This is a genomic window from Sulfobacillus thermosulfidooxidans, from assembly GCF_001280565.1.
Lineage (GTDB): Bacteria > Bacillota > Sulfobacillia > Sulfobacillales > Sulfobacillaceae > Sulfobacillus > Sulfobacillus thermosulfidooxidans_A.
In genome coordinates, this window is the sequence record NZ_LGRO01000001.1 from 3,101,884 (window position 1) to 3,116,347 (window position 14,464).

The 14,464-nt window shown below is 49.3% G+C and carries 15 protein-coding genes; 12 read left to right on the plus strand and 3 right to left on the minus strand.

Translation table 11 applies throughout. From position 1 onward, the window contains the following. Positions 1–14 precede the first annotated feature (14 nt). The 6 genes from AOA63_RS15075 (at position 15) to AOA63_RS15100 (ending at position 4,955) form a co-directional block, all read left to right on the plus strand. Entirely contained in the window at positions 15–1,037 is a 1,023-nt protein-coding gene (locus AOA63_RS15075) for a chemotaxis protein CheB (protein WP_053960483.1), read from the plus strand. Then, positions 1,024–1,797 carry a CheR family methyltransferase gene (locus AOA63_RS15080; protein WP_053960484.1) on the plus strand — a complete coding sequence of 258 codons (774 nt, stop codon included), beginning with the start codon at positions 1,024–1,026 and terminating at the stop codon, positions 1,795–1,797. The genes AOA63_RS15075 and AOA63_RS15080 overlap by 14 nt, the downstream gene beginning before the upstream one ends. Before the next feature lie 96 nt (positions 1,798–1,893). Then, positions 1,894–2,397, plus strand: a complete 504-nt coding sequence (locus AOA63_RS15085) for a hypothetical protein (protein ID WP_053960485.1) — start codon at positions 1,894–1,896, stop codon at positions 2,395–2,397. 180 nt (positions 2,398–2,577) lie between these two features. Then, positions 2,578–3,045 (plus strand): DUF420 domain-containing protein, encoded by a 468-nt coding sequence (locus AOA63_RS15090; RefSeq protein WP_053960486.1) that lies wholly within the window; start codon positions 2,578–2,580, stop codon positions 3,043–3,045. A 12-nt stretch (positions 3,046–3,057) separates the two neighbouring features. Continuing rightward, positions 3,058–3,696 carry an alpha/beta hydrolase gene (locus AOA63_RS15095; RefSeq protein ID WP_053960487.1) on the plus strand — a complete coding sequence of 213 codons (639 nt, stop codon included), beginning with the start codon at positions 3,058–3,060 and terminating at the stop codon, positions 3,694–3,696. Between the two features lie 32 nt (positions 3,697–3,728). After that, positions 3,729–4,955 (plus strand): D-alanyl-D-alanine carboxypeptidase family protein, encoded by a 1,227-nt coding sequence (locus AOA63_RS15100; RefSeq protein ID WP_242848349.1) that lies wholly within the window; start codon positions 3,729–3,731, stop codon positions 4,953–4,955. Here the strand turns inward: AOA63_RS15100 and AOA63_RS15105 are convergent. The 3 genes from AOA63_RS15105 to AOA63_RS15115 form a co-directional block, all read right to left on the minus strand. Continuing rightward, positions 4,923–5,900, minus strand: a complete 978-nt coding sequence (locus AOA63_RS15105) for a D-alanyl-D-alanine carboxypeptidase family protein (protein WP_053960488.1) — start codon at positions 5,898–5,900, stop codon at positions 4,923–4,925. The genes AOA63_RS15100 and AOA63_RS15105 overlap by 33 nt on opposite strands. A gap of 83 nt (positions 5,901–5,983) precedes the next feature. Next, entirely contained in the window at positions 5,984–6,409 is a 426-nt protein-coding gene (gene mntR, locus AOA63_RS15110) for a transcriptional regulator MntR (RefSeq protein WP_053960489.1), read from the minus strand. 58 nt (positions 6,410–6,467) lie between these two features. Beyond that, positions 6,468–7,388 carry a cation diffusion facilitator family transporter gene (locus AOA63_RS15115; RefSeq protein WP_053960490.1) on the minus strand — a complete coding sequence of 307 codons (921 nt, stop codon included), beginning with the start codon at positions 7,386–7,388 and terminating at the stop codon, positions 6,468–6,470. A gap of 82 nt (positions 7,389–7,470) precedes the next feature. On the opposite strand from AOA63_RS15115, the gene AOA63_RS15120 reads away from it, so the two are divergent. From AOA63_RS15120 to AOA63_RS15145, 6 genes are all read left to right on the plus strand, one after another. Beyond that, on the plus strand, positions 7,471–8,166 hold the full coding sequence (locus AOA63_RS15120; RefSeq protein ID WP_171822737.1) for an HAD family hydrolase: 696 nt from the start codon (positions 7,471–7,473) through the stop codon (positions 8,164–8,166). 1 nt (position 8,167) lies between these two features. Then, positions 8,168–9,421 (plus strand): MBL fold metallo-hydrolase, encoded by a 1,254-nt coding sequence (locus tag AOA63_RS15125; protein ID WP_053960492.1) that lies wholly within the window; start codon positions 8,168–8,170, stop codon positions 9,419–9,421. Positions 9,422–9,512: 91 nt separating this feature from the next. Then, on the plus strand, positions 9,513–10,682 hold the full coding sequence (locus AOA63_RS15130; RefSeq protein WP_053960493.1) for an NAD-dependent epimerase/dehydratase family protein: 1,170 nt from the start codon (positions 9,513–9,515) through the stop codon (positions 10,680–10,682). Positions 10,683–10,870: 188 nt separating this feature from the next. Beyond that, positions 10,871–11,512, plus strand: a complete 642-nt coding sequence (locus AOA63_RS15135; protein WP_053960494.1) for a class I SAM-dependent methyltransferase — start codon at positions 10,871–10,873, stop codon at positions 11,510–11,512. A 65-nt stretch (positions 11,513–11,577) separates the two neighbouring features. Continuing rightward, on the plus strand, positions 11,578–13,743 hold the full coding sequence (locus tag AOA63_RS15140; RefSeq protein WP_053960495.1) for an IS607 family transposase: 2,166 nt from the start codon (positions 11,578–11,580) through the stop codon (positions 13,741–13,743). Between the two features lie 336 nt (positions 13,744–14,079). Then, positions 14,080–14,421, plus strand: a complete 342-nt coding sequence (locus AOA63_RS15145; protein WP_053960496.1) for a cupin domain-containing protein — start codon at positions 14,080–14,082, stop codon at positions 14,419–14,421. Positions 14,422–14,464 lie beyond the last annotated feature (43 nt).

Here is a 14,464-nt window from a genome sequence, read left to right on the forward strand (position 1 = left end):
GAGTATTGGACTTTATGCCCGCTGTCATGATCGTGGACGATTCAGCCTATGCCCGGTTTGTATTAAAGGACCGATTTAAACATCGGGGATGGGATGTGCTGACCGTCGGGAGCGGGGAAGAAGCATTGACCCAGTTGTCCCATTTCGTCCCCGATCTTATTACGATGGATGTTCTTATGCCCCATATGAATGGCATTGAAACCGTTAAAGCCTTACGGACTAAATGGGATGGTCCCATTATTATGGTGTCCAGTCAAACTCAAGGAGGGGCCGATTTAACCTGGCAAGCTTTGGACGCCGGTGCCTCGGATTTTGTCGGCAAACCAGCTCCCGCTCAGCCACTCGATCAAATCATTGATCAAATCATCGCGAAATATGAGGCCTTAAAGACTCCTTATGCCAACCGCATGGTTAAAGTCGCGCATTCCTCTTTGCCGAAGCAGTCCTGGGTTCACGCCAGGCTCTTGATTATTGGGGCTTCGACGGGAGGACCTAAAGCTCTTGCCCGGGTTGTGAAGTATTTTCGTGCGCCATGGTCGATTCCCATTGTGATTGTTCAGCACATGCCCGCCAGTTTTACCACGTCCTTGGCCGCGCGGCTTGGTCAAATTATTGGGGTGCCAGTACGGGAATCGCCGTTGGCTCCTCAAAAAATGCTATGGGAGCCGGGCCAGATTATTTTGGCCCGGGGAGGATATCACCTGCGTTTGAATGAACACGCTTGTTGGAGTGAACCAGGACCCCGGTTACACGGAGTCATACCTGCCATCGATGTAACAGCCCTTGATGGCGTCAAAGCCTTTGGACAGGATTTGTGTTTCACTATTTTGACCGGGATGGGCGAAGATGGTGCGGAAGCGGCTTATCAATGTCATAAAGCGGGCGGAACGGTTATCGTTCAAGATCCAACAACGGCAGTCGTCTGGGGCATGCCTCAAGCCGCATTAAATAAAGGAGCGGGTGACATGGTTGGCACACTCGATGAGATAGGTAGCTGGCTAAATGAGGTGATTCATCCTGAGCTTGGAATTTCCTGATGCCCAGTGGCATGAATTTGTCCGATATGTGGATCACCAAAATTTGTTGGTCTTAGCGGACTATAAACGGGATCAAGTGGAACGGCGGCTTAAAGGCTTTCTTTTGCGTGAAGGCTATTCGGATTTATTAGCCCTCATCGAAGCTATGCGCCATCAGCCCGGCATGGCAGCCCGGTTAAAAAATTTCTTAACGGTTCACGTCAGTGAATTTTTTCGTGATCCGCCGTACTGGCAACGCTTAGCCACCGCACTTCATGACAGAGGTTTGACAGAGGGAAAGGCATGGTCCGCGGGATGTTCGTGGGGAGCAGAGCCAGCGTCATTTTGGTTGATGGAGCAAAGTCACGCTCACCACTGGGAGATTTGGGCGACGGATACCGATGTCATGACTCTGGAGCAAGCGAAATTGTTACGATTTCCTAAAGAAAGCTTAACGCCTTTACTTGACCCTTACCGGGATTGGTGGCGACAAAACAGCGATGATACTTTCTCCTTAGTTCAGCAGGCGCATCACGATATTCACTGGGCCCATCATGATTTGCTCACCGATAAAGGCTATCCACAAAGCTTCGAGCTTGTAATGAGTCGCTACGTCATGATTTATTTTTCTCAACAGGCACGTCGCCGCGTATTAGAAAATTTGGTGAGTTCACTGAAAATTGGGGGCCTTCTCTTTATTGGAGCGACGGAAACACTTTTGGATGCCCAAGCATATGGCTTGGTCGCTATCGCCCCGGCTCTTTTTCAGCGTGTCGTGTAAACATCTTGCCCAACATCTCAAACGGCTTTTTGCGGTTTGAAGAGGTAAAGGCTTACAATAAAGAAAAGAGGGGCGATTCGTAAAGAAGGTGTTTTCATGGATCAAGAGCTTTGGAAAGGACTAAGAGAAACATACCGTCCGCAACAAATCGAGACATTATTTGTTGCGGAATCCCCATCAACGGGTCAACGCTTTTTTTATTTGGGGAATTCGCAATTATTTCGTTTTACCTACCAGGCATTTTTGCGCGTTTTTGACAAACAAATTGGTCAAACGCCCCAGGAATTCTTTTTATGGTTTCAACAGCATGGATTTTTTCTGGATAATTTGGCGTGTGAAAGCATTGGCTATTTGAAGGAATCGGATCGTCAACACGCGCGGATTCGCTGGATTCCCTCTCTCGCCGATCGCCTGGCTCAATACCGTCCGCATTCGATTATTGTTGTCATGAAAAGTTTAGAACATGCCGTAACCCAGGCCATCCTCTATGCGGGCATCACGCCTCATGTTCTGGTCTTGCCATTTCCGACGCGAACTTATCACAATCAACAAGTGTATATGGAAGGGTTAAGTCAATTTCTCACGACACTCAAAGTGTAAAATAATCTAGGCGAAATATGTCATGCCATAACACGAGTATTAGACATAATGCCCATCGATTTTTGAAATGCATGAAGATCAGAACCGAACAAACATTGGCAAGAAGGGCTAGTTGACAAGTGTAATCTGGCTGATCATGATGAATGAGACAGGATGTAAAAGAAAGGCGGAGACGTACTGATGGGTATTGCAGGATATTGGGGCCTTTTTAATGAATTATTAATGATTACGAGTGCAGTCGTTGTCGCTTTTGGATGGTATTTTATTCGACACAAGCGCATCGATATACACCGCAAATTTATGTTAACTGGCGCGAGTTTGGGTGCCGCTTTCTTTGTGAGTTATGTCTTGAGCACTTTTACCATTGGTGATACATATTTTGGCGGGCCGAAAAAATATAATGCACCGTATCAAGTATTTTTGCAGTTTCATGTTATTTTGGCGACGGCTGCGGCAGTGATGGGCGTGATCACGTTGCGTTGGGCGTTAAGAGCCCGGTTTAATAAACACAAGAAAATTGCGCCCTGGACGGCAACATTTTGGTTTGTCTCGGCGCTGACCGGCCTTGCCGTGTTCTTGATGCTTTTTGTGATCTTTCCCCCGGGTCCCACGACCAAAAGTTTAGTGCAGATTCTTGTAGGACATTAAGGGAGTGACGTGATGAATAGAGTCACCGATTTACATTTTTTGTCATCGCCTTCTGTTCTACAAGATGAAGAGCATCCCCTTTTAGTTTTATTGCATGGTTTTGGATCCGATGAAAGGGACTTAATGGCGATTAGACCCTATATTGATCCCAAATGGGCCGTGGTCACTATTCGGGCCCCGTTCCGCGAAGGTTCCGGATTTCGCTGGTATGCCTTAAAATCTTTGCAATCCCCAGATTTTGATGAAATGGCTCAAGCCCTAGCGCTGTTGAAAAAATGGTTTGGGGGCCTTGCACTTCGGTTTCCCCATGTTCCTCCCCACCAAGTGATCGTGGGCGGATTTAGTCAAGGGGCAGTGATGGCGCTTCATCTAGGTCTTTACGAACCATTGCGAGAAATTGGCGGCGTCAGCGTGTTGAGCGGATATTTACCTAATCCCCCTTCCCCCAACGCAGCTTGGCGCCGTCTTCCCATCTTTTGGGGACATGGTCTTGATGATCAGATCTTGCCTTATGCCCTGGCACAAACAGCTCATGATATCTTAAGTCGTCATAATATTGCGATAACATTTCGTTCTTATACGATGGGACATGAGGTTATTGAAGAGGAATTGCATGATCTGATGGATTGGTTGGATGGTGTCGTCAAATAAGATGAGACGGGAGTGCAGGTGATCAAGACGACATGCGATCCATGCAAAAACAACGCCGCTCGTACCTGAGATGGACTTTTACCCGCATGATGTGGGTCACGGTTTTGATAGCGGTGTTGATGGGGGGAGGAATGATCGTTCTCGCTCCGCGGTTAGAACAGATCAAACAGATTACGCCAAGTCTTCAAGTTCCCAAAATATATCATCTTCCCGATGTGCCGAGTCCGTGGCATACGGTGGCAGGAAGTTGTGAAATTCAAGTCGCCGGGGGACCGGTTTTATTTGAAAAAAATGCCCAAGAAGAGCGTCCTATTGCGTCGACCACCAAAATTATGACGGCTTATTTGACCCTAGAGAACAAGATGATGCCGTTAACCCGGAACATCACGATTACGGCGCAAGAAGTTCTCAATGACCGCCAAGGATTGTTAAAAGCGGATAGCGAAGTTCCCTTATCCCGTGGACAGATTGTGAGTGTTCAGGATTTGCTGTGGGCATTGATGCTCCCATCCGCAGATGATGCGGCGTGGGTATTGGCCCGCGCAGCAACGGATAACCACCCTGAGCGCTTTATTGCTGCGATGAACGAACAAGCTCGCCGGTTTCATATGAATCACACCCATTATGTGGATCCAGACGGGGTGAATCATGAGGGATATTCGACGGCGGCGGATTTGATGATTTTGACCCAGCATGTGATGAAAAACCCAGAGTTTCGCCGGCTGGTCCGAACGAAAACCCATAAAACCGCCTTTGGTGTGCTGACGAATCTGAACCAATTGCTATGGACCTATCCGGGAGCCATCGGGGTTAAGACAGGATGGACACCTTGGGCAGGCAGTTGTCTCGTTTTTGGCGCGACCCGAAGAGAGCATGGCAGTCCATTAACTGTTTACGGCGTTGTTTTGGGAGAACCTGCATTTAATCCGATGTTTCATGATACGGCGCAGTTACTGAACACAGCGTTTCATACCGCGTGGTCACCTTTAATTCACGCTGGGCAAACGGTTGTCGTCCTTAATATTCACCGTATCTTGACGACAACGACGCTCGATTTATACACATCACAACCTTTGGGAGCATTTGATGTGGGAGAAGACGCCACACTCCAGTACCGCCTGAAGAAACTCGGATCTTCATGGCATGCAGGTCAGGTCTTAGGATATGTTCGCATTGAAGCCCAAAGATGGCCTAAGAGCTCGTGGGTGCCGCTCAAAGCTCGCTCCTCATATGTCATGCCGTGGTGGGCTCATTTGTAACGCCACTTGCTGAAAACCCCAGTTGAGAATCTTTTCAGCATCTTGATATTCCGGCGGAAAGCCATATTGAGCGTGAAGAATCACTCCCAGCAAAGTCACTGAGTGCCCGTCGATTTTCCTAGTCGCCGCAAATACCAAGTTGAAGCCTGCTTGGGTTGTCCACCCTGTCTTGATGCCAATGACCGACGGATCGATGAACAAGAGACCATTGAGGTTTCGAACCACAGGATTATGGGGTAATGCTGTGACCTTCGTATCCACAATGCGTCGAAATAAGGGGTTACGTAAATCTTGTTCGGCAATGATCGACAAATCCCAGGCCGTGCCGACGGATTGGGGAGAGAGGCCGTCCGGATCAGCATAATGTGTGCCTTTCATTCCCAGCGCCTTAGCTTCTTGATTCATTTCTTGAATAAAGGCCGCGCGAGAACCGGCCAGATTTTCGGCTAGGGCGACAGAGGCATCATTGGCTGAAGCGAGCATTAAACCATAGAGAAGCTGTTTCACGGTAAAATGTTCTCCCGGTGCCATAAAAATGTCGGACCCGGTCGTGGCAGCAGCTTGGGGACTGATCGTAATGACCCGGTTAAGGGGAAGATGATGCAGCACCAAGTAAATGGTCATCAATTTGGTGGTGGAAGCCAAGGGGCCTGGAGTATGGGGATGAAGCTGCCATAATAATTGGTGGGTATTAAGATTCCAAAGAATTCCCGAGCTTTCTCCAATTTTAAAGGGTAAGGCTGGTGTCTCTTCAGGACCGGGTTCCACGGTGTATAAGGTTTTGATAGGAGTAATGCGTGTTGGGGAAGCGGAGAGGGCATGATGTGAGGGATGCGAAAAAAACTGTTGGTTAATCCATGCCGATACGATTAACAGGAAAGCTAAAATGACGGCCCCCCACGGTGTGGCGGGTGCTGGTTTACGCCGTTTTGACTGTGATATCATTCCCCTAAATCCCCCTACCGATCATTCATGAAGAAAGCTAGTCGTTTATGAATCAAGCTTTATCTTATCAAAGGACACAGGGGTTATGCTTTGGGTAAAGATGACAATTGCGCAAGAAATTTGTTCCACCATGTCGGATTTTGATCAATAAAGGACACAAGCGCAGAAAGTCTGTCCAAGGTTTCGGTACTAAAATGATGTTCGATGCCTTCGACATCATGATAGACTGTTTTGGGGTCGGAAATAGCAAGATGGCGCAGGAAGCGTTCCAGAATTTGGTGTCTGGCTAATAATAGCCGCCCTTCCGCCATGCCTTTAGACGTTAACGAGAGGCCGCGGTACCGTTCGACTTCCAGCCACCCTTCTTCTTTCAATTTGCGAATCATTTTACTAACGGAAGCTTGGCTGATATGGAGGCATTCAGCAATGTCCGAAACGCGGGCGTAGCCTTTTTGCTCGGTCAATCGCCAAATCGCTTCCAGATAATCTTCTTGATTGGGTGTGGACATGCCCCCTTCACCCTTTCTCGCTTTTTATTGTAGACTATGCGAGTTATGACAATATGTGCTAGTCCTTTTCAGAATGAGGGGGCAAATGGGGGTGACAATCATCATCCACATGATCATGTTGTTGGGTTTCTAACTGAATGGTGACGTGGTGGATAGGAAAATGATCTTGCAGATAGTGGGCAATGGCTGCAAGAATTTCTTGTCCTTCCTGGACGGAAACATTGTCTATGAGGATATGGGCGGATAATAAATTGTAGTCGGAGCGTAAAGCCCAAATGTGAAGGTGATGGACCTCGTGCACACGGGGAATTGTCAAAAGCGCGTGCTCTATGTCTTGAGGTTTTACGCCAGGGGGGGTTCCTTCCATCAAGATGTTGACACTCTGACGACTGATGTTTAAGGCCGCTTTGAACAAGATGACGCCAATGAGCATACCAGCGAGAGGATCGAAGCCGTTAAAGTGGGTCCACAGAATCAAGAATCCGGAAACCATGACGCTTAATGATCCTGCTGCGTCACTGGCAGCGTGCCAGAACATGGCACGGAGATTCAAGTCATGGATATCGTTTGGCATAAGGAGTAATGTGACCAGAATATTAAAGAGGAAAGCAACCAATCCTAGCCAAATGATGGATTGGGCCATCACGGGTTCTGGACGAATTAACCGGTAAATGCCCGCAACAATGAGTCCGATGGCTAATATGACTAAAATTAAGCTGTTAATCAATGATGCCAAGATGCCACTGCGTGCATATCCGTAACTCAGTTGCTTGGTAGGGGGATTATTTTCAATGCGGGCCGCATAATAGGCAAGCGCCATGGCACCGACATCGCTTAAAAGATGCACGGCATTAGAAAGGACGGACAAACTGCGGCTGGATAAGGCTCCGAGAAATTCCACGATGAACACAATGATGGTGAGAATGAGTGCCCACTTTAGTCGGGATATGGTTACAGTATGATGTGAGTGCTCATGCACGGACTTGTACCCTCGTTGACAAAGTTTTTATACCTCTGACACTATCACAAATTCTCTTGAACGGCCAAGGAGGCTTGATGTGTTGGCAAAACCTTTAATCATTTTTGACTTGGACGGAACATTGTACCGGGGCGATGCGCCGTATTGGTATTATGCTGAGCAAGTCAGCCGGTTTTTACCCCCGGAGATAGGTCAAGCCTACTTACAGCGGGTAGAGAACCATCTGACAGGCCGTCAAACGGTGGAAGCTTCCGATAATTGGGAAGCGGTTGTGCGTCTCATGGAGCCCTTTGGCGAAAGTTTAACGCCAGAGCAGTGGCAGGAAGCCTTTATGGCGACCAGGCGGTATATGTTAAGCGGACAGTGCCCTCTGGAATTGCCTTGGGATCTTAAGCCATTTCTCTCTAATCTCAAAGGGCAGGTTATTTTGGCTGTTGCCAGTAATAGTCCTGATGAGGCGGCCAAGCCCTTATTGGAACAGCTCGGTCTAATCGGTCTTTTTGATGTCATCAAAACCGCAGCCCAAAAGCCTGAAGGACTCATCACATTGGTATCGGAAATTACGCATAATGATTATGCACCCGACCAGATTTTTAGCATTGGGGACCATTATAATAACGATATTGCGCCAGGAATTCAGCACGGATGGATTACGGGGCATATTAGTCCTCGCCGAATTTTTCCAGGACCTGCCACCTTTAAGGTGACGGCATTAGAAGAACTTTATCCCCATATTCGCACCTGGGTACAACGCATTAAGGAAGGGACTAACGGATAATATGGCGACCATTCAATTTTTTGGCGGCGTCGGGGTCATTGGTTCGAGCAAAATTGTCATTGAGCAAGACGGATGGCGTGTACTGTTAGATTTTGGCTTGGAATTTAATCCCGGGGGAGGATTGTACCGGCAAGGTATTGTGCCACGCCCCGCACATGCGTTGTCTGATCGCCTGTTAACAGGTGACGCGCCCTGGATACCCCATATCTACGATCCGGATTTTTCCAAGGGAATAGATGGATTGGCAGTGGGGAATGATCACAAAACCGCCGTATTTATCACTCATGCGCACCTCGATCATATTGGCCTTACCGGTTATATCGATCCTCACATTCCCATTTGGGCATCTCCTGATACCATAGAGATTATGCGTGCAGCGCACGAAGCGGGGGAAGATTTGGAGGGACATTGGCCGAAGCTTCGCCCTTTAGAAGCAGAGCACACCCTGACCTTTGGACCCTTTACGGTGATGCGTTATGATGTGGACCACGATATCATTGGGGCTTCAGGATACAGTGTGGCCACAAACAGTGGGATAGTGGCTTTTACTGGGGACATTCGTTTACACGGCAGGCATCCCGAAAAAAGTTTGCACTTTGCGCACAAAGTCGAGGGCTGTAAGGCTCTCGTTATTGAAGGAACCACCCTGTCCTTTGGATTTAAAGACCCCGTTCGCACCGAACATGAGGTCGACGAGGACTTTGCTAAGATTTTGGAAAACACTCCCGGTCTTGTTCTGTTGACCATCTATCCGCGCAATCTTGAACGCATCGAAGCTTTTATTAAGATTGTCCATGCACATCACCGCGAAATTTTATGGTCCAGGTCGACTGCAGCATTTCTTAAGGCGATGGGACTCGATGTAGGAGCCATGAGCGAAGAGAGTCTGCCGGACATCAGGAAAAACTCCGCACATTATGTGTTGCAATTAAATCCATCTGATTGGCCCTTAATGCTCGATTTGCCGCTAGGTCCAAGGTCAGTCTTTGTGCATGCCAATGGTGCTCCATTGGGCACCTTTGATCCTTTATGGCCAGTATTGCAAGATTGGTTGCGGTATGTCCACACCCCTTTTTGGCCGATTGGGACGGGAGGGCATGCGAGCCCCGATGGTTTACGTGAGTTATTGGAGATCATTCATCCTGACATTGTGTTCCCTTTGCACTCGCAAGAACCGGACCGATTATGGCCTCCGCCTGGAACCAAACGCTGGCTGCCGGAACGAGGGCGTATCTATGATTTAGACAGCAACTGAGCTATATTCTTTATTTGGCAGGAATCCAATGTCATATTATAATGTTTTGAGCAGAATTTCGTAAATTGTTATTAACGTAGGAGGATATTGCGTGAGAATTTTGATTTTAGGGGGAGATGGATATTTAGGCTGGCCGACAGCTATCTATCTCTCACACCAAGGCCACGATATTGCAGTGGCAGATAATTTTGTCCGCCGCCAATATGACTACGAATTGGGCGCGGAAAGCCTTGTTCCCATTGCATCGCTCCAGCAACGGGTAAAAACCTGGAAAGACATAACCGGCCGCAAAATTAACGTGTATGTAGGCGACATGACCGATGCCGGTTTTGTATATCGCATGATTGAAGAATTTAAGCCTGACACGATAGTGCATTATGCGGAACAACGTTCAGCGCCCTATTCCATGATTGACCGTGAACATGCCGTGTACACACAGGTTAATAATGTTGTCGGGACCCTCAACGTGATTTATGCGATTGCGGATTTAAATCCGGACATTCACTTGGTCAAGCTTGGCTCCATGGGTGAATATGGCACCCCAAATATTGATATTGAAGAAGGATTTTTAGAAGTCGAGCATAATGGGCGAAAAGACATTTTGCCCTACCCTAAGCAGCCGGGTTCTTTCTATCACTTATCGAAAGTCCATGACAGTCATAACATCCTCTTTGCATGTAAAAACTTTGGTCTTCGCTCCACGGATTTGAACCAGGGGATTGTGTATGGGGTAGAAACCGAACAAACCGTCCTTCATCCCGATTTAGCCACCCGTCTAGATTACGATGGCGTCTTTGGGACAGTTCTTAACCGGTTTTGTATCGAAGCGGTTTTAGGACATCCCTTGACGGTTTATGGTGTAGGGGAACAAAAACGGGGATTATTAGACATTCGCGACACCGTACGGTGCATTGAAATTGCTGCAGAAAATCCCCCGGAGCGTGGCGAATACCGGGTCTTTAATCAGTTTACGGAAGAATTTTCAATTAAAGAATTAGCGGAACTTGTGGCCAAAACCTATCCCGGAGAAGTTAAGGTCGAACTGGTGGAAGATCCCCGAACAGAAGCTTTAACCCATTATTTTAACGCGCGTCATACCAAATTAATTGATTTGGGCCTCGTTCCTCACTTACTTTCTGATACGTTGATTCAATCCTTATTTGGTGTGATTGAGAAATACAAGGACCGCGTCAATTGGGATGTCATCCGCACCTTCGTCAATTGGCGACGTACGCGCAATCCTTTATACAATAACGATTGAGTCGATTACAGCTCTCTTAACAAGCCGGTATAATACCGGCTTGTTGTGTTTAATAATGGATGGATTGAAAAAATTGCGCGAGCGGATGGCGATTATGACTTATCATGGTGGAAAGAAGAGATAATGGGAAGAGAGATCGGGATGTGGCATATTGCTGCGCCCTGGTGGATGAAGAAGGAGCGGTGCGAATGAAACGTCAATGGGGTCTTGGACTTTTAGGTGCGTTAGGATTAGGCTTTATTGCTGTGCGGGTGAATGGAAAATTGCGGCCCAAGCCGATGCCGGTGCAAATCGAACAGTTTTTCCTGACCAATCCTCTACGGGTTTCCTATTTCGGACCCCGCGATGCCTTGCGCTTGGCAGGGAATTTAGAAGGATTGCGTGTCTTGGAAATCGGTACAGGCGTTGGTGTCATTTTAGAAGAAATTGCAAAACGGGTGGGAGAAGGCGGGCAGGCTTTCGGGGTTGATATTCAAAGTGATGCCATTGCTAAAACCGAACAGCGTCTCAGTCAACACGGGTTGATGTCACGAACGGGACTGGCCACAGCGAATGCTTTAGAGATGCCGTGGACCGATGGCAGCATGGATAGAGTGATTATGGTGGCGATGTTAGGGGAGATTCCCTCGTCTCACCGGGTAGAAGCGCTTAAAGAAGCGGGCCGGGTGTTAAATCGTGACGGCAAACTTGTTATTACTGAATTTTGGCCTGATCCGCATTTCATTCCTTTGCCCAAAATGGTCCGTCTCTTGAGGCAAGCCGGTTTCAATATTGTTGATGTCTATCAAAAACCTTTGTTGTATAGCATTTCTGCCAAAAAGGAGGTTTAAGCTGCTTGCTGTCAATCTATGATGAGCTTTGATAGTATGTGATAATATAATTAAGTGATTGTATTATGGACGAGCAGTTTGTCAGCATCGGCAAGGCGGCCAAGATGCTCGGCATGAGCATCGACGGACTCCGGAAGTGGGAACGCGAAGGGCGCCTGATTCCGGTGCGTACCGTGACGAATCATCGGCGCTATCGGGTCGCGGACTTACGCGCCCTGATGCACGAGGATGCTCCTGATGTTGCTAGGGATACTCGTTGTCTCCTCTATGCGCGAGTCTCGACCAAAAAACAACAAGATGCGGGGAACTTGGATCGTCAACTCGGGCGGTTAACCGCGTTCGCTGCGGAGCAGCGATGGACTGTGGTGGCTGCTCTTACCGATGTCGCGAGCGGCTTGAATGAAAAACGGCGGGGTCTCCATCGGTTGCTGGATCTTGCTCAGCAACACCAAGCGGGCATCGTGGCTGTGGAGTACAAGGATCGATTGGCGCGCTTCGGGTTTACTTATCTGGAAAGTTACCTGCACGCCTTTGGCGTACGTGTTGTCGTCATAGAAAGTCCGGTGAAAGACGATCCCCAGGAACTCGTGGAGGACTTGATTGCCATTACCACGTCCTTCTCGGCCCGCATTTATGGCAAGCGCAGGGACAAAGATGGGCTCGACCGTGCGTCAAGCGATGGCGACCTTAGCGCAGGAAGGAGTCCCCGGATGAAGACGACCATTTTTGGTGTCTTGCTCGAGGTCACGCCCGATCAGGACACGGTGTTACGCCGTTTGATGCGCAAATATGGGTTCATGCTACGATTTGCCTTTCAACGATTGGTTGGCGGACTACAAAACATAGGTGGTTTGGAACGTCACTGTGCCAGTGAAACGGAGTTGCCGCTGCGTTACGCCAAAGATGCGGTGCAAGAAGCGCAAGACCTCATTCGGGCCCGCCATCAAGCCATGAAAGACGGGGCGACTTTATGGACGCAACGCGTGAAAAAAACCCGAGAACGGTTGACCGCACTCCGGGCATCCCCGCATCCGAATGCCCGCCGCATTGCGGGACAAGAACGTAAACTCACGCATCAAGAAGCCCAGCAAGCGTTTTATCAACAGCATGTCGAGGCCGGCACCTTTCCTCCCGTGGTGTTTGGCACAAAAAAACGGTGGTGGGATCGGTTCAAGACTCTCGATGACCCCATCGCCGAACAGGCACGCCAGCAGGCGTGGCGGGAAGAATGGGACGAGAGCCGGAATGGTCGGCTGTCAGCACGTGGGGATCGAACCAAAAGGGGCAATCCCCTCCTGCGCGTCTGCGCAGGGGCCGACCATTGGATCTTAGAAATCTCTCTCGATTGCCGCAAACCGGGCAAACCCGACGCCAAAGTTCCTCGGTATGAGAAACTGGCAATCCCTCTCTATATTGCGCGGAAGGTGTCCAAGAAAACCGGCCAAGTCAATGGCCGTGATTATGAGGGGCTTCTGCGTCGAGTGCTCGCCTCCGACGACCCCTATCAAGTCGAAATTCTCCGACGTCAAGGACGGTATCAGGTGCGTATTACCGTCGAAGAAGTCCCCGCGCCTATCCAGACCGATCCGCGTCATGGCTGGGTGGGCGTGGATACCAATAGCACCTTTTTAGCTCTCTGTCACGTGTTGCCAAACGGCAATCCCCACGCCTTCGCAACGATCGGGGATCCCCGTCTCTTCGATGTCCGATCGACCCAACGCGACGCGTTGGTGGGAGGTCTCGCGGTCGAGACCGTTCAGTGGGCTCAGGCTCGTGGAGCGGGACTGGTCGTGGAAGACTTGCAATTCATCCATGATCGGGATGTGAGCGCCAAGTTTAACCGCGTGACGCACCAGTTTAATTACCGGGCCTTGCTGATGGCGGTCGAACGACAGGCCGCGCGGGAAGGCGTCGGCTTGCGGAAAGTCACACCGGCTTATACCTCGATTATCGGGCGGTTCAAGTATCAGCCGCAATACGGGATTAGCGTGCATCACGCCGCGGCCCTCGTGATCGGGCGACGCGGCGGACTGAAAGTCCGCCGGGAAAACGTTCCGAAAGCCTTGCGGCTTTGGATGCAAGACCGCGATCAATGGAACGACCCCACGTATCGGAAAAATGATTGGAGTGCATGGGCTCGGATTAAACGGATCATGACGAAGACGTTGGCATCGCACCATCAGTATTTGAGTGCCTGGTTAGGGTATCGCAAGACATTATTCTCTAAATGACCCACATCTCCTTCCCCCGTCGCCACCACGTGGCGAAAGGAGCGACGGGGCATCTTGATGAAGGCCCAGTAACGCTGGGGCTCAGGGCACCACCGACGGGACACCGATGGGAGTTTCCTGCCATCCTTCTCCTGCCGGGATCTTGAGCGGTGCGTGGGGGAAAAACATCCCCACGCGATGGGGCGGAAGCCACCCCCGAGCAGACGAATCCTGTGAGGACTGCGGGCCCCATGAGGGGCCGAGAAAAGCCGAAAGAGATTATCGTAGGTTTTTTTAACCAGGTTCCAATGGTATAATCGGCAAGGGCATTTGACGAAAATAATGAAGGTGGACATTATGAAGCGGGTTGAAAAACCATGGGGTTACGAACTATGGTGGGCCATTACTGACCGCTATGTGGGTAAAGTGATTCATGTGAATCAAGGGCAGTCTTTAAGTTTGCAGTATCATCATGTGAAACATGAAAGTATGTATGTGGTGGCAGGTCAGGCTGAGATTTTAATTAATGATGAGTTAAGGCGCATAGGCCCAGGTGAAGCGGTGGAAGTTCCTCCATTGACCAAGCATCGTCTCACTGCGCTGACTGACCTCGAAGTGATGGAGGTGTCAACACCGGAACTCGATGATGTGGTGCGGTTAGAAGATAACTATGGGCGGGAAGGAACGTCAACACCCTAAAGGCCTGATTCTCTCAATCAGAGTTAAACGACCCAGCGAGCAA